We start from the raw sequence: 24,698 nt of genomic DNA on the forward strand, positions 1-24,698 counted from the left end.
GGGCGAGTATAAAAATATCGATGATATCATTAAACAAACCGTAGTAAGACATATCCACCTCTTTACAAACCTTTGCCTTAGGTTAGCCATTCTCATGCTCCTCCTTGTTAAGCTCAAAAAGTTGTTGATAACGCTTTCACATTAATGGATTGAAGAAGGCAGCAAAAACTGCCCTCAACCCTTCAAATAAACGTACTATATATATCCTCCAAGGGGATGTCCACTACAGCCATCACTTCGTCCGCGGCACCGTAATACATGCGGATCGTTTGATCTAGTAAAATGGCTCCGCACGAAAACACGACCTCGCCGAAAAATCCATTCACCTCATATGCAGCTTCCGGTTCCAATACCGGTACACGAGATCTTGCTATTACCTTGGCTGGGTCTTTCAAGTCGAGCAGCACTGCGCCCATACAATAGCGATGCTTGCTGTCCGCGCCGTGGTACAGCGCAAGCCAGCCGCGTTCGGTTCGAATCGGAACCGCGCCGCCGCCCATACGAGCCGAATCCCAGCCTTGTTCGCTTAACCCCATCAGGAAGCGATGGTTCCCCCAATGTATGAGATCGGGCGATTCGGCAATCCACATCTCGGGGGAACCGAACGACTTCGGCACCGGACGGTGCAAAGCGTAGTATTTGCCGTTAATTTTCTCCGGGAATATCATGACGTCCTTATTTTCGGGAGCGAGCATAAGCCCGTGACGCTTGAATGTTCGAAAATCCCGGGTCTCTGCCAGGCCAACGCCAACGCCGCGAGCGGAGGCGGAGCTGTAAGTGATATAATACATGTCCCCGATTTGGGTCACGCGCGGATCTTCAATCCCCCACGCTTCCAGAGCGTGTTCCGGAAACAAGGCCGGCTGCGGCTCGATGTCGAAATGAACGCCATCCTTGCTTCGCGCCACCCGCAGATGGGATAAAGATGTGAGCATGACCGTACGTCCGTCCCTTGCTACGAAGCGCGAGTCGGAGAAATCATAGCTCGGATCGGCCTTGTCGTAGTGCTCTATAAGTACATCGGTGCCTGCTTCGTTAAGCCGGGGGACGAGCACTTCGTCCCCCCGGTCCGATACGGGCGCTTCCGAAACGCGCAGCAACAGAATAATTTCATCCCGTACTTGCGCAACGCCTGCATTAAACGCTCCAAGCACTTGAAAGTTGGGGCGGGAGGGTGCAACGTCCCGGGTCCGTATAACAGGATTTTGCGCGCAGCGTTTTACGTTCATGTGAGATACCTCTTTCCGTCTTTCAATTAATGTTATTATTTACCGGATGTAACGGCGTCGATTTGCGCTTGAATTTCATCGATCACTTTTTGTCCGCCGAGGCTCGCCATTTTTTCCTCCAGCGTCGCCTTGCCTTCATCCGCAGACAGCACACCTTGACTAAGCGGCAGGAAAAACGAATCGTGAAGCGGCGTAATTTTGGCATATTCCGTCTTCACCTTTTCAGCGTTAAAGCTGAAACCTGACGTCGGACTAAGCGTGAAATTAGCCGGGTCGGCAGAGAAGTCGAACCACTTCTTGTCATCCGGCATCATCGTATCCGGCGTGCGGTTTAGCGTTGGCCGCCAGGTCAGCACAAAGCCCGGGAACGAATAGTTGGACAGCACCTTATAGCTCGTATCGCCGACAGGCTCCCAGTCCTTCCCTTGAATGCCGTATTCCATCAAATCGTGGTTTTCCTTAATGGATAACCAATTGACTACGTCCAGAGCCAAATCGCTGTGCTTGGATGAAGTCGGAATGCAAAGGAAATTCCATTGCTGGAAAGCGGTATACGGCCCCGCCTTATCGCCGTTTGGAACGAAAACTTCAAGCTTGTCGCTGCCATCCTTCAGCATATCCGAATATTTCAATCCCTCCACACCGTCAGCCGCATAGTAGGTTGCCGCATATTTGCCCTGTTTGAACAATGTTTCCGCATTTTGCTCCTGCGCGATATTTTTGGAAATTATACCATCCTTGTAGTATTTGGTGACGCGTTCATAACCATCGGCAATCATCGGGCTTACCCATTGACCGACAACTTTCTTGTCCTTGGTTGAATAAGAGAACATGCTGACGCCGATTTCCAGCACTTCATCGAGCGCCAGATTAGCGGATTCGCTCAGGATAAATGGAAGTTTATCGGCTTTGATGCCGTTAATGACGAAGGGTCTGACGTCCTTCTCGTTTTCCTTGACCGTATACAAAAATTTCTCCAGATCTTCGAGCGTTTTGAGCTCCGGAAGTCCGTATTTCTCGCGCAAATCTTTGCGGATAAGCAGGCCGTATACCGGGCCTTGGGTGGTGCCAAGAGGAATGCCCATAATTTTGCCGTCGAATTTGTTATATTCCCACATTTCATCGGGAATGGACGCTTTAAGCTCCGGACGCTCGGCCACCATGGCATCCAGTTCCAGCAAAGAATTGCTGGCGATCATCTGATTCATCGACAACCATGGGGCATCCAAATACATATCGAAATCTTCCCCGGCAGACATCTTCACAGATACCGCATTCCCGTAATCGGACCACGGCAAGAAATTGATATTCAAGGCCGCTCCGACGTTGTCCGCTTTCAATTTGTCATTGACCGCCTGCAGCACATCGTCAAAGCCCGCTGGCTTATCCCCCGGGAAATAAGCTTTCAGCGTCACCGTTTCCTTCGGTGCGGATGTAGTGCTTTCCGTATTCGTTGGAGAATTCCCTTTATTGCCGCCTGTCTCCGTTTTGCCTCCGCAGCCCGCCAGCATCAATGACAAAGCCAATACTGTGGTCGTCACCGCGCCAAACCATTTTTTCAATCTCATTTCGTTAACCTCCCTTTATATAATGAAGAAAAAAAGTATCTATGATTAACCGGGCTGATCCGGTTAATGCCGGAACTCCTCGATTACCCTTTGACAGCTCCTACCGTTAGACCTTTGACAAAATACTTTTGAAGCAAGGGATACAGCAAGACAATCGGGCCGATTGTAAGCACGGTTGTCGCCATCCGCACGCCATAGGTTGGTGGCGTTACGGCAATGGCTGCGGCGGCGGGAATGAGATTTCTGGCGGCCTCCATATTGGATACCATCCGGCGCAGAATCAATTGCAGCGGGAACAGCTTCTCATTATCCACGAACATCAATCCCATAAACCAGTCATTCCAGTAGTTCAGGGCATAAAAGAGACCGACGGAAGCCAGAATCGGCTTCGAGATCGGTATCATAATTTGAAAGAAAATTCTCATCTCATTCGCTCCGTCAATTCTTGCGGCTTCCTCCAATTCCTCGGGAATTGTACGGAAGAAACTGACAAGCAAAAAGACGAGGAACGGCTGGCATAATAATGTTAAAATTAGCACCCAAACGGTATTCTGCAAATGCAGCCACTGACTGACCACAATATAAAACGGAATGATGCCTCCGGAAAAAAGCATAGGCAAATAGCAAAAAATCAGAAACGGCGTTTGCAGGACATTCCGCTTGTTGGCCAGAGAATAGCCGAGCATTGCGGAAATGCACAGCGCACTTAATGCGCCTACGGCGGTGATAAAAATCGTGACCGCATAGCCGCTCAGCAGCACATCCGATTGCAAAACCGCTTTATAAGCGTCCAGCGATAATTTTTGCGGAAATAAAGTATACCCATGCGCAATCAGTTCCCCCTCGTCCGTAAACGATCCGATAATCATCAGCAGAAAAGGAAACAGACAAAATAAGGTGAACAATAAAATGAACGTATAGGCAAATACCGTAAAAGTTCGATCCGCAGCACTCTGTTTCTGTCTCATCGTTACCTCCTAGAATAAAGCGGATTCTTTAGACACCCTTCGGGTTACCCAGTTGGCGGCAATGACGAAGATCAGTCCCATAACCGACTGGAACAAGCCAACCGCCGAAGACATGCCGAAGTCATGCAGCTGTCTCATGGAGCGGAATACGAAGGTGTCGATGACGTCGGTAGTCGGATACAGCAAGGAATTGTCTCCAATGATGGCATAGATCATGGCAAAGTCCCCGTTGAAAATTTTGCCAACGGCCAGCAAAGTCATGATCATAACAGTAGGAACAAGCAGCGGCAGCGTAAGGCGCAACACAATCTGCAGCTTAGATGCCCCGTCAATCCGGGCAGCCTCGTACAAATCCTCCGATATGCCGGTAATCGCGGCCAGAAAAATAATTGAAAGATAACCGGCTCCTTGCCACACGCGGATAACCGTCAGAATGAACGGCCACAGCTTCGACTCAAACATCCAGTTGACCGGTTCCAAGCCGAAATTTTGCAGCCAAGTATTGATCATCGGCTCTTCTCCGCCGAACAAGGATTGGACAATCATTCCTACCACAATCCAGGACATAAAATAAGGTAGAAAAATGAGAGACTGCGAAATTCGTTTAAAATACTTATTGCGAATTTCATTGAACATTAGCGCAATTAATACAGCAGCCGCCGTAGTAAACAAAATGAACAGCATGTTCAGCATCAGCGTGTTGCGCAGTATGACCCAGAAGTCATCTGAAGTAAAAAAATAGTTAAAGTTTTTTAAACCGACCCATTCGCTTCCCGTAATTCCTTTGGCAAAATTATAGTCTTTGAAGGCAATCATAATCCCGTATATGGGAAAATAACTGAACACGAGAAAGAACAGCAGCCCCGGCACGGCCATAGCATAGAGAAAAGGATTACGAACAATATGCTTCAGCACGGGCCGTTTCCTTGCATTAAGTTGATATTGCATAGTTTTACTTCCCCCTTTCATCGAAACAGGCAATCACATTTTCGTCGCGTTATTTATACCTTCACCTTACCGTGCCCTTACCGCAGCGACAATTCCAGTAAGCTCCAATTTTTCCTGCAAGCGCAGATTTACGAACTTCCCAAAAACAACACTACCCTCGAAAATAACCGATTCTGCAGACGGGATTAATCGTTATGCTATAATTAATAATCTGAAAATTATATGCGGGGATTCTAATAACGGGGGATTTAGAGCAATGAAGTTCAGGTTTCCAATTTTCACCTCTCTGAAGCGACATCCTACTTATATGAAACTTATTTTTTATTTTGTCAGTGCAAACGTTCTGGTTCTGGCTATATCTTTTGCGCTGCTCTATTGGCAGTCTTCCAAGACGCTTCTGGAAGAGATCGGAGATCATTCCGAATCCTTGCTAGTGAACAGTGCCCGGAACACAGCGCGACTGATGGAATGGTCTTTGGAATTCAGCTTCTCCTCCAGCGATGACAGTGCCCTCAAGGTGAATGCCCTTTCGGATCAATACAGCGATTTTGAAACTTATGAAGTATGGAGACGGCTTATCGACATTAAGAACGCCAATCCGTCTATCGATTCGGTATACCTAATCAACGATTACACAAATACTGTAGTAGATTCCAGACTTGGATTGAGTGATGCGGAAGCTTTTTACGACCAGGACATTATTAAGCGCTTGCAGGATCCGGCTACAACGGATCACAGCGTTCTCATTCCGAGAGTCTTGTCCGTTCCACTTGTCGGAATTAAGGCCAAAGAGGTGATTAGCATCGTAAGATTTTACGAAAAAGGCAGTTCCATCTCGGCTTTCGTTCTGAATATAGATACTGATAATTTAATGACCTTGCTTCAGAACAATTCGAATTATGCGAACAGGTCGGTCACCGTTCTGAATGATCGGGATGAGACAGTTTTTAGCAGCATTCCTTTGAATCAGGAACAAATTGCCGAGCTCAGGAGCCAAGGGAATAAGGGTGAAAGCGGATGGAAGTTGTTTCAGCCCCACAATCAGGAAGAGCAACTGATGGTTTACGCAGGCTCCTCCATCAAAGGAATTCAGGATTGGACCTTTATCGAAACTATCCCGAAATCTGTCATTTTAGGAAACATCACTGTTCTTCGCAACACAAGTTTGATCTTGTTCCTCATTCTGTTCGTAGCATCATTGACCGTTATCGTTCTGATTTCCAAACGGGTGTACTCGCCTATTCAAGAACTGATCAGCAGAGTGATGCGGCAGCATCAAGCTGAAAAGCCCGGCGAAGGATACAGCGCAAATGAACTTGACTACTTATCCCATGTGTTTACAGCCCAACGCAATCAGATTTATGAACTGACCGAGCACTGGCGGCATACTAAAATTCTGGGTAGGGAGCGGTTTTTACGGGATTTACTGGGGGGCATCTACCATACGGCAGAGGAAATATGTTCTCAATTTCAAGAATGGGGAATTGCTCTGCCGGAAGACCAACTGTCGGTGGCCATCTTCCGAATCGACCGCTTCTCGGAATTTACGGAGGCCTACCCGGAGAAGGACCGGCGTCTACTCCGATTTGCGATGTCCAATATTATCCAGGAATCGCTGCAATTTTCCAAGCACAAGCTGCAAACGGTGGACATGGGGAACGATCACGTGGCGGTTGTCTTATCGGCTCCATTGTCCGAAGAATTTGCGAAGAAGCTGCAAGTATCTAAGCAGTTAATGGAGCAGTATTTGTCCATCGGCACGACTGTCGCTTGGGGTAGGACGTTGCCCAGCCTGACCGACATGCATGAGGTATACATGGAGACGTATGAACTAACGCACGAACGGTTCCGATTCGGGCACGGAGCGCTCATCATGAAAGCATGGCTGGACGACGCGCCAGGAGAACTGTATCATTTGCCTGTGGACAAAGAGCGGCAGATCGCTCAGGCTCTTCCCAAAGGTAACGCGGATACAGTTCTGGAAATCATACGCTCAGCCGTGGTCAAGCTGCGGGGACTGCCCTATTTTGAATGTAAAATGTCGTTGATTACCTTGTTTATGGACATACGCCGGCTCATGCAGGAGCACTCCAGTCAGCCGCTGCCCCATTCATGGGGGTTGACTTCCATCGAGAATCAGATCATACAGCAGGAGACGATGGAAAACGTAGTGCCTTGGATGGAAGCGCTTATAACCAAGACGCTTGAAGACATTGAGGCTGCCCGCAGTCTGTCCAAAAACGCGGCCCTGATCGAGCAGGCGGACCAGTTCATTGAAAAACAATTAACCGATTCGAACTTGTCCGCAAAAATGCTGGCCGACCAGTTGGGTCTGTCCGTGAACTATTTCCGCAGTTTGTATAAAGCGGAGACAAACCAGTCGGTTACGGAGAAGATATCGGAGAAGCGCCTAAATTACATTTGTCAGGAGTTGCTTGCCTCCGACTCGCCGATTGAGCCGATCATCCAGAAATACGGATTTTCGTCGCTTAACACGTTTTATTCCATCTTCAAAAAGGTGTATGGAATGACGCCAGCCCAATATCGGAGGATACATAAAAATGGACAGTATTGACATGCGTCTCAAACCTTTCAAATAAACGGACTGACTTTCATTTTTGCGAGAAGGAGTACCTTTTTAGCCAGATATGTCCTATAGTGAAGAGGCTATATTAACGGCATTGGGAGGAATTCTTCATGCGGAACACCATGAATCGGCTTGTTCGATACAAGGCGTTTCAAAAACTTACAATTTCATATTTCCTGCTCGTTCTACTAACCGTCAGCCTGCTGTCCGGCGTCCTCTTCCTTCTCTTCTCCAAAAGCGCCGTCAAGGAGATCGACCGCAATTCCAAAGCCATGTTGTCCCAAATCACTTACGCCTCGGAGGTCGTCTATAACCAAGTCATGACAATCGGTAATGCGCTGCTCATCCAGCCGGAGATCACCTCATTCCTGAGTGACACGTTGGAGGACAAGACGAACAATTATCGGATATTCCAACAAATGAACCAGATTATAAGTGTGTATCCTTATATTTACAGTGCCGGGATCTACCGGCCTTCTACGGGAACAGCCGTCGATACAGCCGGGCTTCCATTCGACTCCTCGCTCATCACCCTTAGCGCGGAGAGGTACATGGAATTCTATCCACGTAGCTTGACCGTTGCCGACCGCAACAACGATGCGCCGCTTCAGCTCCTGACCTTTCTGCTGTACCCGGATTTTTCATTCAAGACCTCCGACAACCCGCTTATCTATATCAATGTGGAAGAAAAGTCGATTCTGACGACGATCCGCAAAATCAGCAAAACGGATTCCGCCAACAACGTTTTTGTCATCAACAAAGAGGGCAAAGTGCTCTCCCATACCGATTCAAGTTTATTTCTGAAAGATTGGTCCGAGGAACAGTATGTGCAGCAAATTCTAAATCAGGACAAGGAAGAGAACAGCTTCACAACAAATATTCAAAATAAAAAGCATCTGGTCACTTATGTGAAGTCGGAGAAAATGGACTGGTATTTTGTAAGCGTTTCCCCCTACTCCGGACTCATCTCCAACATTGACCGTCTCCGCAACGTTACGCTGCTTGTGACAGCCGGAATTGTACTGACAGGTCTTCTGATCTCTATTTTTCTGACCAAGAGCATTTATAGACCGTTATCGACGCTGTTTGAAAAGATCATGCCGGACACGGATTCTCCAGTCTCCGATTCGCCGTTCATAGATGAATATAAGATGATGACCGAGGTTTTCCATTCGTTGGAGGAACGTGAAAAATCGATGCAATTCGTGATCAACCGCTCTTCCCGAACGATTCGTGAGCATTACTTACTTTCCTTACTCTGGGGTCATCCGCTGGAACATTCTGTTCCGAGCGAATTAATTCGGGATATCGACAAGAAAATATCCGGGCCTTATTTTTGCGTGCTTGTATTCAAAATCAATGCGCTGGAACCGACAAAAGGGAGGATGGAGACGGAACAGCAGCCGCTGCTGCTCTTCGCTCTAGGCAATATTGCAAAAGAGATGCTGGAGCCTATCGGAGCATGTGATTACCTGTTTATGGGGGGAAATGAAGCCGTCGCAATCCTTCAGTGTACGAACAACCAACAGCCTGAGGAGCTCGAGGCTGCCTTGGGCAATATTCAGAGTTTTCTGAACCGTTACTTCAAGGTAACGGTGTCCATTGGCATAGGGGATATAAGTTACGGCAGGAAAAATATTGCTTACTCCTATACTTCGGCGCAGCAGTATGTTAAATACCGGCTAATCTACGGGAAGGAATCGATCCTGGATGCCGTAACAACACGGCCCCATATGATGACGGCCTTAAGTTATCCCAGCGCCTTCGAGAAGAAGCTAATCGATGCTGTGCAATCCGGGAAGCCGGAACCAATCCAGGAAGCAATCGGACAATTCGTGGAACAGATCTCTAACGGTTCAATCAATCAGGTCATTACATACAGCACCCAGCTCATGCTATCCTTACTTAAACACTTTGACTATTTACAGCATGTGCCGGATTCCAATTTCAACGAGTATCTGGATGCGGTGACCGAAATTGAATCCGCCGAACATCTGACGGAAATCAAGGAAACTTTCAATCGCTATTGTTTTAATATCTGCACATTAATTGAAGAGAAGAATCTCTGGATGAATGCCCAGAAGCACAATGTTATCATTGAAAAAGTGCAGAATTACATCCAGCAACATTATGCCGAGCCAAACTTATCTCTGGAGCTGGTGTCCAACATTGCTGGCCTGTCGCCAAGCTATTTGGGAAAGCTCTTCAAAAAAGCCACCCGTCAATCGTTCAGTGAATACCTGAATCACACCAGGCTGGAGAAAGCAAAGGATTTGCTTGCTTCCACCCATGAGACTGCAGCCAAAATCAGTGAATCGGTCGGAATGTACAATATCACTTACTTCTCCACTCTATTCAAGAAAAAGTACGGCCTCACTCCTTCCGTCTTCCGCGAGCAGGAGGTGATAAGAGGCAATGAAAGGGCTGGAGAATAAACAAATTAGTGCTTTCGCTTTGCGAGAAAAAACTGGTGTTGCAGCTAAATTTCCAACTCCAGATATGACAGTGACCTCAACGAGTAGAGTGATGTTCTCAAGCTACAATACAAAAAGAATTCATTTTTATCTATAGATGATTCTAAACAAAAAAGCATCGACTACACGCCATACCAGCATCGCTGGAAGAGTTACTCTTGTTGGAGCTTATAAAGCCCCTTCCAGGATTGTCCGTCTGGGCTTCTGGCAGGGGCTATTTACCTTAGCCAGTTAAATTAAATAGATACACCATTATCCCTACAAGCAAAGGTCCTATCACTAAAAACCCGAATATCAGGGCAATAACTTTTAGAGTTCCTGTTATTCCTTTTGACGAGTTCAAGGTGTCTAGTTTATTATTGATTTCTTTTAGCTCTTTCAGTATTTCTCTACTTAGATCTTCAGACACATCAAAGTCCTCCTTATACACACGACCATTCCTTTAATAATGTTACCCCCTCTGGAATATGCAAACTTGGTTCCTATTAGTTAGTAGGTATACCATAGCATCATACCAAATGTTTCTAAATACATACAAAAAAGAAAAAACCAAAAGAATTCCCATAAACCAAGGAACCCATTTGGTTTTCTGCAATAATCCAACTTTTCTCCAAACTACATAGAATAATAGCTACGCAAATCTTACTTCTACTATAATATCCCGTATTAATATTATCCCCTTCGCATGGTAAACGACCATCCAGCAATAATAAAGTTATCTCCATCCACCAAAGGATATTCTTTATAAGGCACCATGGATTCCCCTTTCAACACCGTACCATTTCTGGAACCCAGATGGCCTATTCCTATTACTCTTCCTCTTCTTCAACCGGAATGTCGACAGACACCTTAACCTCACCCAGATCAGTACGTACTATGGCACGAAGCGTATTCTGCTCAGAAAGCGGGACAAGCGGGGCAACAAGCCGGAAGCGGATCGTATCCACTTCTCCAGGCTGATTAATGCCCAGATTGATATGATCAAGCGTTTCCGCCAAATACGGCTGATTGCGGACAACCAATGATCGGGGAATAAATCGAAATCCAGCAGGAAGATCGATGTGCAGTTGCTTCACAATGGCAATGTTGGTCACATTTTGGACCGCTATCGTGATCGTTATTTCTCCACCAGGGAAAGCGTCAGGCGGGTCCAGCACAATGTCTACAAGCGGAGGTGGGGGTGTGCAGAAAGTAGGCACGAACACCAAGGCTGGAGAATAAGGCAGTATCCTCTCCACACCGGCCTCCGTCCAGCTTGCCGAGGCTTCGATATTGACCGGAATATCAGGAAGATTCTCGCCGCTGTGTGAGATTACGCCGGGATTCGGAGTAAGGTCAAAAGCGACAGCAGCCCTGAAGAAACGCCCTTCTTGAAGGACAGCTTCCTCCGGAGCCCACAGGTTCCCGACGCGTAAAACGATGATATAACGGTCTCCCTCTTCGGTCACGCTGACAAATCCGCTATTCAAATCGGCAGGCTGAAAGAGAATCGGACTTTCCGGCGTTCGCACAAAGGCAACCTGGAGAGAATTCGTATCCAATGTGAAGGTGCCGTCATTCTGCAAAGGTGACACAGCGCTGGAACGACGGGGAACTATATCCGTGATAACGACATTGCCAAAAAAACCAAGCTCTGCGTTAGTGACCGCAAGCATCTGATCACGCAGCGCGTCTTGAGCATGGGCAATTTCAAGAGGAACAAAAAATGCTTGGCCGGAAGACGCCGTTTCATTCAAATATTCGGGCAACAGAACCGAATGGCCGATCCCGATCGTATCGATCCTAATTCCGTTTGCACGAATGGCCTCCGAGGCGGCGATCATAAACCGCTTAGCTTCGTTGCTGCCGAAAATATTGCGGCTCGTTCGCTCGTAATAATCGATAAGCCGGGTTTGCGGGATTTTTTCGTCGGTGGCGAAGACCATAAGCTCCGTTTCGGAGTTGTCAAAGGTGACCGTCTCGAGCTCGCGGCCGATCAGGCTTTGACGGAAAAAAGCATCTTCATATACCGGTTGAAGCGGAACACCTGTATCTGATTGCGAATATTGCCAAATGCCGCCCACCTTGGCGAAAAACGGGCTGTGCTGGTAGTAATAATAATTAGCTGCAAATCCGATTCGGCCATTAGACCAGTAATAACCGTTTAATGTAATGTCATCAAGCAAATTGGGTACGGCTGGCACACGTGTCGCGTTGTCGTTGTTTCTTCCATCGAAATTATGCCATTCACCGGCAAACGGATTGATGGCGAGCGACTGGGTTGCAGCTGCAAAAAACGCTTCGCTTCTGGCCAGCGCACGCAGCTTGAGGCTTACGGTTTGCAACGGTGTGAAGGCCGCCGGGTCGAAGCTGCTCGGATCGAGGCCTTCCCGGATTAAGTCCTCATTCGTCACTTGCGCCCGGATCCCGTTGTAGTTGGCAAATAGTTGGTTCCCCTCTTGCAGCAGAATGGCCGCGTTAATCCGGTTTGGAATATCGGCTTCATTATAATAGGCATAGAAAGTGGACGAGGCTGCGCTCTCCCCATCCGTCATAAGAATGATCAACTTGTGCGCTTCGACGGGAATATCCTCTAACAGTTCACCTGCCAGGAGAAAACCCGATTCGATATTGGTATTGCTGTAACGGCTGATATTGTTGATCATCGTTTCAATTTCTTCCTCATTTTCATAGAAAAAAGCGGTTTTGTCCGCTACGCTCCGAAAGTTGGCTAATGCCGTCACCGCCTGCGCAGGGTCATAGCTGTTGGCGCCAATGTAATGATCTTGTACCGGCGCACCGCCGCCGGCTGGTACCGTTAAAGGAGCCGGATTGACTAGACCGCTAAACCTTCCTTCGGCGTCAGTTTGCGTGACATGCACCCTGGCCCCGTTTCCGAACGATACAACGGCGATATGCTTCTCGACGGAAGCATATTCTTCCGAAAAAATAATGTCCAAAAAGCCGTGAATCGCCTGAACTGCGACCTGAAAGCGTGTTTCCGTATTATTGTTGACATCCTGTGTGCCCATCGTCGAAGTTGCATCAATGACAAACACTAGATATAAAGGCAAATCAAATGTTGTAAGACTGCCTTCCGCTGTAAGCTCAACCCGGAATGTACATGGCGCCTGCGGGCTGCTGTCTGCGCTCTTACTAATGATTAATGCCAAGTTCTCACCTCTTTCTACTTTAGAATTGGAATTGTTTTTCCAAACAACAAATATTTAATACCCCTTAACTGGACGTATTTAATATTAAAGGAATCCCCTTATCGCTCTGTTATGTATATGCCAAAACTAATCTCAACTATTACGGCATATGGAGACTTTGAAAAAAAACAGAGACCATCCGGGACTATGGCGAACATAGCTACTTCCCGTGGGCGCAAAGAATGAAGCATTGCCACCCATGGCGGTGCAAAACACTGGCATGGGCGCCACAAAAGACAGTTGGTTTGAACACATTGCAAACACCGCAAGCACGCAAGAATGGCTGGAGCAAGGTTACCAGTTAAACTGGTTTATTTCTTGTTGCCTTTGTAGCCAGTCTGTGACGGTCCGTGGCCGTAAATTTCGCCTGAACATCTCAAGTCTATCGGAATAGTCTTGATGGTCAAATCCTTAGTCCTGAACCCGCTTAGCGGATGGTTTTTTGTTTCGCACGTTTCACGTTCTCAACTGGCTAAAACCATAATAAAAAACCAAAAGCCCCTCTAAAAGTTAGGGTACACTTTTGGTTTTCTGCAATAATTCGAATATTCTCTCAAACTTCATAGAATAATAGCTACGCAAATCTTACATCTACTATAATATCCCGTATTAATATAACCCCCTGCGCAGGGTAAACGTCCATCCGGCAATAATAAAGGCATCCCCCTCCATCAGAGGATATTCTTTATAAGGCACCATGGATTCCCCTTTCAACACCGTACCATTTCTCGAACCCAGATCCTTCAGGACGTAACCCCCACCTTCACGCGAAAGTTCGACATGCGCCCGTGAAGTCCCCACCCCCTGTGCGATGAATTGGGCTACGTCAGGGGATCGGCCGATGATGAAATGGGGCTGATATAGTTCAATCCGCTGCGGGGCGGCTGCATTCGGTTCGTTTAGCTCGAGGTAAGCACCTGCTGAATGCTGCACGGCTGGACGGGCTGTTGCATCCGGACTTAGCAAGACGGTAGCTCCCTCACCTCCAGGGAACGAAAGCACTTCCGTCCGTTGGGACAAATGGGCATAATAATCCCCCTCTTCCCCATATGGATCCGCGGCCGCAGCTGCTGCCTCAGATGAACGCGAATAAGCATGGCCCTGCGGAGATTGTGCGGAATATCCCCCTGAATGGTGATCTCTCTCGGAGTTGAATGGAGATTTAGGGACCCGCCATCTCCGATTCTCTTTCCCCTCCTCAAGCCCTGCTTCTGCTTTTCCAGCGTCTGTTTCCGAGTTATCCCCAAGAAGACCCGATAAAGGGTCCGCCTGAAAGCGCGGGACAGACTTCCACTTGGAATGCTCCTGCGGATTAAGCTCTGTTGACTCGAACATGGGCAAGGAACCGGACCAATCGCCGGATCTCCGTGAGAGCAGCTGGAGTTTACCTGTCCAGCCAAGCCAGGTTACCGCAGCAAGCAGAACCGTAATACCTACCGACAACCCTAGCATCAGTGGAGCAGGCTGATTCATGTAAAGCAATCTCCAAGCTCCCGCTGCGGCGAGCAAACATCCTAACATAATATAGGTGCGAACCGGCGAGGCTTTGTCATTGTCCGAAGCTTCTGAATTTGTGTCATCCGTATCGGGCAGCCACGAAGGAGTGGAACCCAATGGGCTTCGACCCGCATGAGAATTCATTTCCTCGCTCTTGCCCCTCTTCCCGAACATCTCATTCGTACGTTCCTTCAGACCTTGAATTAAACTCTGTTTATCTGTGTAGATGTCATTCTCCGTCTGTGGCACTGCTGTCCGTCCACGAGTCGGTTCTGCAAATGCGAATGAAGGCTTGGAGCCCATATTGCTTGATTGACTATCGGTATAGGGCGATCCTTGATTCAAACCTAAAGGCACTGCTGCATTTGCTTGAGTTACAGTACGATGGTCTTCACCCTCTCCTGCTAACAGTTCAATCACAAGCTTCTTAAGGCCCGGTAGATTGAAGCTCTGTTCGCTGCAGAACGACATCAGTGCCTGTATCCCTCCCCCTTTTAGCTCCGTCACCGATGCGAGCAACCTTGTCATTAGTTCCTTGAGCATAAGCGGAAGACGAGTGCCGCTTACTTCGGTAGCTGCAACGGGAACATAAGTTAAATATAAAGTGCCAAGATGCAGGGAACCTTCAATAAACAGATAATCCTCATGCAAAATATAATTGTCCGGTTGAAGCATATACAACTTGCTGTCCTCCAGAGCCGTGACGATCTGAAGCAGCAATCCAAAATATTCAGTCAGTGTCATGCGCTCGCTCTTTAACGTTTGAGACAGCATTTTTTTGCCGGTAATATCATATTCCAGCGTTACCTTATAATCGACTTCTTTCATATGCAGCTTCAAGAAATGAGGGATTCTCGACGAACGGATCATTCCCAGCTGTACATGATTAAGTTCTGATGATTGGATTCCTTCAGCCCGGTCCAGCACCATAATGGTTCCACCGTTCTGCATAAAATCCGCCTTTAATCCGAGCATAAGCTCCCCCTCCTATATGTGCAGTACCACATACGTGCTGATAACGCCAGGAAGGACGGCAATCATAAAGGGGAATCGCAAGTGTTCCTCCTGGCTGTTGCGCCATAGCAACCAGCTCTTCATCACAAAAACGCCGGCGATACTACCAACGATATTACGTACTCGCTTCATCGTTTCCCGACGCCATAGCAGGATAAGCAAACCGATGACACCGGCAAAAAGGACAGAATACATAATGCCCTGCAAGGTAAACCATAAGCCGGTCCAGGCACCAATGCCCCCAAACAGCTTAACGTCACCCGCTCCTACAGCCCCTATAAAATACATGATCAACAAGATAAGAAACCCGACTCCAAGCCCCTTCAAAGAAAAGAGCAGCCCCTCCCACCCGTCCAGAACGCCATGATAGACAGGGCCGGACAGCATAGCCGAACCAGTTAAAACATTCGGTATTTTCATGGAACGAAGGTCTGTAATGAATGCGGCAATCAAATAAACAGCACAAACACCAAAGGCAACGGACATGCGATATCATAACTCCCTTGCTAAACTATTCACTGGAATAGCCGTGATAGGATTTTAACTATGGATGTACAACCAATGCTTCTTGGAATACTTTCTTAAACACTTCTCTAAAACGCTTCTTTGAAACACTTCCCTGAAACGTTCTTTGAAACACTTCTCTGGAACACTTCTTAGGGAATCCTTCATTTCAAACTCTTGCTATCAAGGTTTCAAGAACCTGACCGCGCGACCACCGTAAACGGCACCTCAATCCGCTGCCCGTCTGCTGTCTCAACGACAAACAGCCACGTTCCCGGCGTTGTATTAAAGCCTACGTTCCATTCCCATTCGATATAGCCGTTACCGTCCGCGGTTTCCCAGCCCAAATATTTAGCCGTACTCTGACCACTCTTATAATAGACTGACAATTGAGCACTGCTGCCCGGCTTCACTTTTACTTTTACCTTAGCCTGCTTGCTGGCAACGGCCGGATTCGGCTTCTCCAGCAGCTCGATCGCCCCGTTTGTCCCCGAGCCATCCCCTGAACCCGTCCCTCCCTCACCGGTGTCGCCAATCCATAGTCTCTCCTGAGCTTTTGCCTGCAGCACGATGCGTTTGTTCAAGAAAGGAACCCGGATCGGAAGCGCGTAATTCACCTCAATGCCGAAGTAGGGACTCGCTCCGCTCTTCAAATTGGGAATATGAACATTGGACACATGGATTCGGTCATATTCCAGAAGGTGGTCAGGCATGAACGGCTTCATCATCGGCTTTACCACGGGGTCGAGTACGGCTTCCACGGTTTGGTTCTTAATCTGCTGCAGCGGCTCCTCGCCTGACGCTACGGCTTGCGTTATCCACTCATGAACAGGAGAAGGAAGAGAGTCGCTGTAATTCGAAACCCAATCAGAAAGTGACAATTTGGGAATCTCCCAATGGGATGTGCTTGGTGAGCCTTCTCCTGTTCCACTACCATCGGCATTGGCCTGCACGGCTAGCGAGACGGGATACATATGAGCCGCTACGATTTTGACCGTATCCGAAACGGTACTCTGGAGTGCTGTCGATATCAACGTCATTTGCACGATATAAATGAGGAAAATGACAAAAAACATAAACATCGGCAGCACAAGTGCAGCTTCCACGACCATGCTTCCTTGTTCCGATGACGCTTTACCTTTATGGAGAGGTTTCTGTATTTCCGATAATCGTTTCATTCAAGTACCCCTAATCCTAATAGGAAAAATCCGCCTTACGCTTCACCATGTAACGACTTCCCTGAACTTCGTCCCCATCGCTTCCAAATACAACGCCGATCGCCTTCGTCACCCCTGGAAGAAACCATAAACGCATGGCCGTCCTGACCTCTCCCGAAGCGTAGGTGAATCGTTCCGCAGGATTGGTGCCGGTGTTCAATCGAATCAACGCCAACATGCGTGACAGTTTCTTCTCGTTATTACTGTGAATAAACAGAAATATTCGCAAATGATCCCTGTAAGTCAGTTCAATGGGGGCATACTTGGACAACTGTACGCTCCCCTTCTGACACAACTGGATCATATCCTCTATGGCCTTCTCAATCCCATACAGAATGGCTGCCGCCAAAATCGCCAACGGATTTCCTAATTTACTATTCACAATAAATCCTTCCATCGTCCGGACCGCGAGCCTGGAAGCAAAAATCTCTGCATAGGCCGCCGATATATTCCCGGCAGGGTTATGAAATCCGTAAAGAATGTACTCCACTTCCTGGTTCCCAATGGAGAATTCTTGGACGACATCTCCGCCATTGTTGGAACCATCAACCATTCCGGTTAATTTCCCAATATCAAAATGCTGATAATAATGAACGGCGTACTCATTTTGAAACAGTTCATCCCTGACACCACCAAGCACGTTCCCCATAAATCCAAACATACCGTCCATATTATCCATTGCCTGTTTACCGGCATCATACGGATCATCGTCTATTGGCTTGCCCTTACTCATGCTGTCTGCTTCGGCATTAAATTCAAGACTTTCGTCATAGTACTGCTGAAGTTCACGGAACTCATCCATAATTGCCTGATGTTGTCCATTCAACCCGTTAATTGCCTCAATGACTTTGGATGCCTGCTTCAGCTTCTGATTGGCCTGCTTCTCCATCGCCTTCCGTTCCTTATCCGATGTGCGGAACTGCTCCAATGACGCCAGCTGCCGATCTATAATATTTCCACTGCCTGATACTCCATAATTGGAAACAAAACGCTCTAATGTGCGACTGGCTTCAAGTACTGTTCCCTTCATTCCCTCTCCCCCAAGAGAAGACTGAAGAGAAGTGACCGCTCGTGCTACCTGTTGGTATCGACTCTGCTGGCTATCAATCTCTTGTCGGAAGCCGTTCAAGAATTCATCGCTATGAATCAATTTGTCAGCTTGCTTCCGTATGGATTGAATCATCTCCGCTTCCGCCCCGGAAGAATCGTTAGACCCTGGCGTTACATCATTCGTGACCTGATCATATCCCCTATTAGATGAACGGTTCTCGGAATCCTTGATGACCTGCTTCATCTCTTCATTCAGATTCCTTGCTTCCTCCCATAATTGATGTGCATCCGAGAGCAGCTTGTCATTCTCCCTCTGAACTCGGCTGGCCTCCTTCGAAATCTGTGAGCCAATGGAAGAAATTCCGCTTCGGTAAGCCATGAGCAGCAGCGTATACTGTTGTTCCTTGGGAGGCCTGTCCGCATCCTCCTGTTGTTTAGCCTTATAATCCTCGTATTGTGATGCCACATCAGCGGCGGTATACATACTGTCCCCCAGCGAAGTGTCGGAGATCGATTGTCCCGGCGGATCCATAACCAGCTTCGAAAGCCGGATTGCGCCCTCCCCTGCCTTACGCTGCTTTGCCAGCATCTCATCCAGTGCCGCTTCCCGCTTGTCATACAATTTGCGAAGCTTCTTAAGGACATCTACCGTATTGGAAGCTTCCTTCATGGACTGCGATAACGGTTTGAACTTACCCACTAATTCCAAAGTGAAATCAATCGGCGCTTTATACTTCATATCCTCGTTAATCTGCCGGTTGAATATGTCATAAGTCCCTAGCGGACGCTGCAGCTCAAGACCGGAACTATCGAGCTCCATTGCCATTAACCGGAATGCATCGCTCCGTTCTCCCGGATTCATGCTGTCATTCAGCACATTGCCCATAATGAGATCTCCGCTGGTGTCCCCAAGGGCATATAATCCATATTCCTTCTGAAGCTGCGGATCATAAGAGGACATCACGGAGCGTACGGCCGCTCTGGTCAGCCTTTCGCTCTGTACCTTCATCGCCGCTATGCGGGAATAATCAATAAAGATAGCTACAAACATGAATACAGCAGCCAGGGCGATAATCAAAAAAACAGATACAGATCCATCGGAAGATCGGCCGCCCTCTCTCCTTCTCCGTCTCGACCGTGCTTCCCTACGCTTCATCATGACTATCGCGAACCTCCGAACTTTTGTAGAACTTCTCCTGCGGCAGCCTTATCCGTTCCGTTTCTCCCGCCTTGAAACTTCGATCCGTAATATCGCATTAAATCCACCGTGCGAATAAATTCAACAGGATCCACCACGATCGATTGTGCGCTGACCTTGATCTGGCCTCCATCATCCAATATTCGGCTCAATGGCGTCAGTGATACCTGCTCATTTAATGAAGTCGTTACTTTTCGAATGAGCAACTGATTGGTATAACGCATCTCTCCCTCCATGCTAGCGGGCACAGCCGTGCCGCCCTTGGACATCTTAAGCTCGGGCAATTTTCCGCCCTCAGCCTCGCCCTGCGGCAATGTAATTGACCTCGTACTGTCTCCCCCTGCCAAACCAAATAGAGTTCCGACTACGTTATCTTCCGTTAACCGCCAATATAGCGAATCATATTGTCCCTGCTCTACGGATCCCGTGGCTGCAATCTTATGGCTGTTATCCCAGTTATACGCAGTCCGCTCGGATGCTGCAGCTGAAGCCTGGACCAGCATAGACTGTTGATAGATGTACAAGCATAGGAACAGCAGCAATACCGTCACCATCAACACGATGGGAAGCACCAGGGAAGCTTCCACCGTGAAGCTCCCCGTATCGTCCTTCCATCTTCTCTGAAGCCGATTATTCAAGAAACTCTTTACTCTTGTTGTTCACGTTTTTAAACAAGTTGTTCACCAAGGCGGTAATCTGATCTTTAAATATCAGCGCGATAATCAAAATAACGACAAGGATCAGAATCATCTCAAGTGTTCCGATTCCTTTCTCATCCTTCCAAAAAGCTTTCATACCGCTCTTTACCATGGACAACATCATAACGAATACACCGATCCCTTCTACATGTTCATCATCATAAATGCAGGCGCTCCGAGCAAAACAATCACGATCATGAAAATGACCACCATTGGCAGCACCAGCTTTGAGGAGGCCTGCTCCCCCCTTGTTCTTCCGATGGCCTTACGCTTCTCCCAGAGCACTCGGGACAAATCGCGCAGTGCCAAAACAAAGTCATTCCCGCCGCGTCGAAAATTAAGCAACACGGTTGTTGTAAATATCGATACTTCCTGAACGCCACACCGTTTATTGAACTGTTCGAAGGCTTGCTGAAACGGATGTCCGCCTTCCCATTCAAGTACCATTCGCTTCAGCTCGACATACAGAGGGTGGTTCATGTCCTCATTCCGCTCTACACAATGAATGACCGCCCGCTGCACCGTCTCACCGGCGCCAACAAGTAACACAATCTTGTTTAGAAGCTCCGGCAGCTCCATAACGATATCCTGCTCCCGCAGCATTACCTTTTTGTGGAGATCCTTTGCCATAGCAACAGGCAGCAACACTCCCAATCCCAACCCAGCCAGAAGTCCGATGACATCTCCCGACAACAATGACCATATACAGCCACCGATCAAAATGAGCCATGTATAAGCTAGAGCCTCGGCCATAAACAACAACGTCATTTCTGCGCTGTGCCGCAAGCCATGGATCTTCTGGACGGAGCCCTGCATCCGATAGAACACGATCGGACAACGCATCGGAATCTTTCCCTGCTCCAGCAGGAACAACAGAGGCGGTGTTAACCGTTGCAGCCTGAGACCTTCCATGGGCACTTTGCTGAGACGATGGTATCGTTCACCGCACATATGATTCAGCACCACCCAACCACCCACAAGCAGAACCACCAGCGCGCCCGCTACCCATGTCAACATGCCCGCCTCACCTCCTTACACCTTGATATTCATCATTTTGCTGATCCACAGGAAGCAGCCTCCTAGAGCGGCCAGCGCAAAAGTAGAGATCATAATCCCCGGTCCGCTGTACATCGTCTCTATATAATCGGGAGACGTCAGGTTCATGAACAGCAGCAGCAGGAACGGCGCAGCCAGCAGCGCCTTGGATTCGAACCGCTTCTGGGCGATCATCACGGATATCTCCTGCTGAATATCCAGCTTTTCTCCGATGACTGAAGAAGTTCTCCGCACGACTTCAACCAGATCGCCGCCTGTGCGTTTGCAAGTCGAGAAAACATCCGCAAAATTCGCTATATCCTCCATCCCTGCCCTTCGGGCAAAATCCTGCAAGGCCACTTCAATAGGCTCGCCGTACTCCAGCCGAGACACAATGACTTTGAGCTCAAAGATCAGATCACTCTGGCCTCCTGGATCAAGCAGCAGCAAATCCTGTACCGCGTCCCTGAACCCATTCTCTACAGAGCGACCAGCGGACAAAGATGAGGACAAGGAATACAGAGCTTGCTTGAAGTGAAGGTTCAGTGTCTTGCGCCTGCGTTCCAGCATAAACCGTCTCCAAAATTTAGGGATCGTCAGACCTGCCGTTCCAAGCAGCAGCGACAAAATCAGATTGTGATAAAACAGATAACCGATAGAGAAAAACATAAAACCGCCAAGGATAATACAGCTCATTCTCTGTCTCATCGAGAGATGATAGACGCCGTAATCCGGAAGAGTGTTGGTTCGAGCTGGAGCAGCTTGCTCACGCTTTCCAGCTCCATTCCTCTTCATGATCACCCGCTCACCTTGACCCTCTTCCGGAGTCAAGACTGAACCTTCATATCGCTTCACGATGTCACCTCCAACATCTTCTGCAGCGGCCAAGTCGCAATCCCAGCCATATGAAGCTTGTCCGACGATTGAAGCGGGTTCCCGCATGGCTCAAGAGACCCAATCACCCGGCCGCCTGACTCGCCCGTCTCGCGGAATCGGTACAGTGGATTCAGCAGCACCTCGGCGCCTCTCATTCCGATCACTTCACTAATCTCGGTTACGCGACGCGATCGATCCCTAAGCCGGGATAAATGAACGAAAATATCGATCGCCGAGCTTATCTGCTGACGGACTACACTGATCGGAAGATCCGCGCCGCTCAGCACCATCGTTTCCAAACGGCTGATCATGTCTTGTGTGCTGTTAGCGTGCCCCGTCGACAGACTTCCGTCATGCCCGGTATTCATCGCCTGCAGCATATCCAGCGCCTCGCTTCCCCGCACCTCGCCCACCACGATCCGGTTGGGGCGCATCCGCAGCGAGGATCGGATCAGATCGCGTATCGCGATCTCCCCCCGGCCTTCCGTGTTGGCATTCCGGGTCTCCAGCGACACGAGGTTCGGGACCGTCACGATCTTCAGCTCCGCCGAATCCTCAATCGTGATGACACGTTCATCAGGCGGAATATACTGCGATAATGCATTCAGGAAAGTCGTCTTCCCTGAACCTGTCCCTCCGCCTATAAAAATGTTGTATTTCCCCTTAACCAATATCCGAAGCTGTTCCGCCGCCTCCTCTGTCAGGGCGCCCCTTCGTACCAGGTCATCCATCGTCATCGGCGATTCCGGAAACTTACGGATCGTCATGGTCGGTCCTTTCAGCGCTATGGGAGGAAGCACGATATTTACCCGCGAGCCATCCTTCAATCGGGCGTCAACGATGGGGGTGGATTCGTTCACCACCCGGTTTACCGTACCGACAATGCTCTGGATGATATCCTCCAGGCGGCTCTGCGATTCGAATTGGAGCGGCAGCTTCTTCACCTCCCCATCCTGCTCAATGAATATATCCTGGTGGCTGTTAATCATAATTTCCGTAATTCGGGGATTATCCACTAATGGTTGAAGCACATCCAACCCGCGAAAAGAGTCAAATACCCTGCGCACCAGCCGCCGCTTCTCAGCGGCTGTCAGCTCCATGAGCTCGCGTCTTCTCCACACCATTTCCTCGATACGGGCCATCAATTCCGAATTGTTAATGCTCGCACTCATATCAAGCTCGGAACGAACCTGGTCACGAACTGACTTGAACGGATCCTCCATCATCACTGCCCACCACCCGCTTGCACCGCCATGATACCCGAGCCCTCCAGCAGCTGCTGGCAGAGCTTCAATACCTCTCTCTGATAGATCGGTGAGGACAACAGCAACTCTTCCCGATGGAGCTGTTTCCATGAAGGAATATAAGGCAGTACGCTACCTATGCTTATATCCTTGCGGGGGAATCCGTTAACAAGTTGTCCTGTGTACCGATTGACAATGAATCGGCTCCGCTTCTTCAGGCTTCCGAAAAGCGCGGGATCCTCGAGCTCCAATTGATCCATCCACACACCGCTCTTATACATACTCATAAGATCATCCAATAAAACCCAGATTAGCACTCCGGCCTGTTCAAGAACCGCCTGCATTCGTTCTTCCATGTATCCCTCGGTATCCACGACAATGACATCATATTGATTGCACGATACGAGGGAAGCCAGCAGCAAAGCCGTGTCCTCCATGGTCATCTCCGTGATTTCCTTCACGTTGAAGCTGGGCTCAAAGGAATCGCACTTCAGGCCATGATGTCTGATGATATAAGGGGTTACTGACAAATCGGTCCCCGAAGCCGTTTCTTGTGAGGCCTTAATGTCGTACAACAATCTTGAAAAGCTCCCCTCCATACCCACCGAACCGGAAGGAAATAATGCACTGCTGTTCACCGTCTCCAAATTGAGATAGAACACCTTTAATCCCAGCACGCCCAGCTGCTTCGCCATGTTCATGGCTATCGTTGACTTCCCGCTCCCGCTCAAGGGAGATACAATGCCAATCACCGAGGTTGTTCCGACATTCAATTTCTCCAGCGCTCCACCGCTTCGCTTACAGTGGGTGATGATGACTTCCATCAGCTGAGGCAGCGGTTGATACTTGAATGTACTGCTGCCGCCCTCTACAAGAGAAGAAGATGAATGACCTTCACTTAGAAGCAGCCACGGAACCGAAGTCTCCCCCCGGCTAAGCCAGCTCTCCAGCATTTCCGTATCCCCCACGACCAGATTGGGCACTTCCCCCACTTCCATATAATGTAGAAATGAATCGATGCGGGTAAATGCGGTCACCTGAAGAGCCGATCCGTAAGAACTTCCATGCAAATAACTCAGCAGCGGTTCAACATACCGGGAATCCTGCACTGCCAGCACAAGTCGGGCCGGTATCATAAATCCAATCCCTCTCTTCTGTAACAACGCCAAAAAAGCACCGTCCAAGGCCGCAATATGCGGTCCATGAACGGTGCTTCCGTTGTCTGTTATAATTTGACATTAGAATATCACAGTTGCAGCAGAACGGCAAGATATTATTTTGATATACAGATAGCCCTTAATCACTATTGTCAAAACAAGGATATATGTCCTACTATATAGGCTTAGAACGAATGTTCTCTATATAAGAACTACTTATATAGAACCAACATTACATAAACT

The 24,698-nt window shown here is 48.5% G+C and carries 19 protein-coding genes and 1 pseudogene; 4 read left to right on the forward strand and 16 right to left on the reverse strand.

The window, feature by feature from the left end:
• Positions 1–182: 182 nt before the first annotated feature.
• The 4 genes from MKX98_RS27630 to MKX98_RS27645 form a co-directional block, all read right to left on the reverse strand.
• Positions 183–1,229 (reverse strand): glycoside hydrolase family 130 protein, encoded by a 1,047-nt coding sequence (locus tag MKX98_RS27630; protein WP_220684004.1) that lies wholly within the window; start codon positions 1,227–1,229, stop codon positions 183–185.
• A gap of 35 nt (positions 1,230–1,264) precedes the next feature.
• Positions 1,265–2,797: an extracellular solute-binding protein gene (locus MKX98_RS27635; protein WP_339219606.1), complete on the reverse strand. Its 1,533-nt coding sequence runs from the start codon at positions 2,795–2,797 to the stop codon at positions 1,265–1,267.
• An 83-nt stretch (positions 2,798–2,880) separates the two neighbouring features.
• On the reverse strand, positions 2,881–3,765 hold the full coding sequence (locus tag MKX98_RS27640; protein WP_036624100.1) for a carbohydrate ABC transporter permease: 885 nt from the start codon (positions 3,763–3,765) through the stop codon (positions 2,881–2,883).
• Between the two features lie 9 nt (positions 3,766–3,774).
• Positions 3,775–4,713, reverse strand: coding sequence for an ABC transporter permease subunit (locus tag MKX98_RS27645; RefSeq protein ID WP_339219612.1), 939 nt, complete (start codon positions 4,711–4,713; stop codon positions 3,775–3,777).
• Between the two features lie 307 nt (positions 4,714–5,020).
• Between MKX98_RS27645 and MKX98_RS27650 the strand changes: the two genes are divergently transcribed.
• The 3 genes from MKX98_RS27650 (at position 5,021) to MKX98_RS27660 (ending at position 9,871) form a co-directional block, all read left to right on the forward strand.
• Positions 5,021–7,288 (forward strand): AraC family transcriptional regulator, encoded by a 2,268-nt coding sequence (locus MKX98_RS27650; protein ID WP_220684000.1) that lies wholly within the window; start codon positions 5,021–5,023, stop codon positions 7,286–7,288.
• A gap of 122 nt (positions 7,289–7,410) precedes the next feature.
• On the forward strand, positions 7,411–9,735 hold the full coding sequence (locus tag MKX98_RS27655; RefSeq protein WP_220683999.1) for a helix-turn-helix domain-containing protein: 2,325 nt from the start codon (positions 7,411–7,413) through the stop codon (positions 9,733–9,735).
• Positions 9,716–9,871 carry a hypothetical protein gene (locus MKX98_RS27660; protein WP_220683998.1) on the forward strand — a complete coding sequence of 52 codons (156 nt, stop codon included), beginning with the start codon at positions 9,716–9,718 and terminating at the stop codon, positions 9,869–9,871. Before MKX98_RS27655 ends, MKX98_RS27660 begins: the two co-directional genes overlap by 20 nt.
• A gap of 126 nt (positions 9,872–9,997) precedes the next feature.
• On the opposite strand, the gene MKX98_RS27665 is transcribed toward MKX98_RS27660, so the two are convergent.
• Together MKX98_RS27665 and MKX98_RS27670 are read right to left on the reverse strand one after the other, a co-directional pair.
• A complete protein-coding gene (locus MKX98_RS27665) occupies positions 9,998–10,183 on the reverse strand; it encodes a hypothetical protein (protein ID WP_339219615.1) in 186 nt (61 codons plus the stop codon).
• Positions 10,184–10,583: 400 nt separating this feature from the next.
• Complete coding sequence (locus MKX98_RS27670; protein ID WP_339219617.1) at positions 10,584–12,926, reverse strand: hypothetical protein; 2,343 nt, start codon at positions 12,924–12,926, stop codon at positions 10,584–10,586.
• Between the two features lie 228 nt (positions 12,927–13,154).
• Here MKX98_RS27670 and MKX98_RS27675 point away from each other — a divergent pair.
• Positions 13,155–13,359 (forward strand): annotated as a pseudogene (locus MKX98_RS27675) (hypothetical protein); the annotation flags it as partial.
• A gap of 215 nt (positions 13,360–13,574) precedes the next feature.
• Here the strand turns inward: MKX98_RS27675 and MKX98_RS27680 are convergent.
• From MKX98_RS27680 to MKX98_RS27725, 10 genes are all read right to left on the reverse strand, one after another.
• On the reverse strand, positions 13,575–15,437 hold the full coding sequence (locus MKX98_RS27680; protein ID WP_339219619.1) for a DUF6382 domain-containing protein: 1,863 nt from the start codon (positions 15,435–15,437) through the stop codon (positions 13,575–13,577).
• Between the two features lie 12 nt (positions 15,438–15,449).
• Positions 15,450–15,962, reverse strand: coding sequence for an A24 family peptidase (locus MKX98_RS27685; RefSeq protein WP_339219621.1), 513 nt, complete (start codon positions 15,960–15,962; stop codon positions 15,450–15,452).
• Positions 15,963–16,171: 209 nt separating this feature from the next.
• Positions 16,172–17,158 (reverse strand): TadE family protein, encoded by a 987-nt coding sequence (locus MKX98_RS27690; RefSeq protein WP_339219623.1) that lies wholly within the window; start codon positions 17,156–17,158, stop codon positions 16,172–16,174.
• Positions 17,159–17,174: 16 nt separating this feature from the next.
• Positions 17,175–19,406, reverse strand: coding sequence for a hypothetical protein (locus MKX98_RS27695; protein ID WP_339219624.1), 2,232 nt, complete (start codon positions 19,404–19,406; stop codon positions 17,175–17,177).
• 2 nt (positions 19,407–19,408) lie between these two features.
• Positions 19,409–20,083 (reverse strand): TadE family protein, encoded by a 675-nt coding sequence (locus MKX98_RS27700; protein WP_339219626.1) that lies wholly within the window; start codon positions 20,081–20,083, stop codon positions 19,409–19,411.
• Complete coding sequence (locus MKX98_RS27705; protein ID WP_194544401.1) at positions 20,076–20,267, reverse strand: Flp1 family type IVb pilin; 192 nt, start codon at positions 20,265–20,267, stop codon at positions 20,076–20,078. Before MKX98_RS27705 ends, MKX98_RS27700 begins: the two co-directional genes overlap by 8 nt.
• Before the next feature lie 20 nt (positions 20,268–20,287).
• Entirely contained in the window at positions 20,288–21,160 is an 873-nt protein-coding gene (locus MKX98_RS27710) for a type II secretion system F family protein (RefSeq protein ID WP_339219629.1), read from the reverse strand.
• Between the two features lie 15 nt (positions 21,161–21,175).
• Entirely contained in the window at positions 21,176–21,973 is a 798-nt protein-coding gene (locus MKX98_RS27715; RefSeq protein WP_339224594.1) for a type II secretion system F family protein, read from the reverse strand.
• Positions 21,974–22,029: 56 nt separating this feature from the next.
• Positions 22,030–23,280, reverse strand: coding sequence for an ATPase, T2SS/T4P/T4SS family (locus MKX98_RS27720; protein ID WP_339224596.1), 1,251 nt, complete (start codon positions 23,278–23,280; stop codon positions 22,030–22,032).
• Positions 23,280–24,434, reverse strand: a complete 1,155-nt coding sequence (locus MKX98_RS27725; protein WP_194544403.1) for a hypothetical protein — start codon at positions 24,432–24,434, stop codon at positions 23,280–23,282. The genes MKX98_RS27720 and MKX98_RS27725 overlap by 1 nt, the downstream gene beginning before the upstream one ends.
• Between the last annotated feature and the right edge of the window lie 264 nt (positions 24,435–24,698).

The organism is Paenibacillus sp. FSL W7-1332 (assembly GCF_037969785.1).
In the GTDB taxonomy this organism is placed as follows: Bacteria; Bacillota; Bacilli; order Paenibacillales; family Paenibacillaceae; genus Paenibacillus_AQ.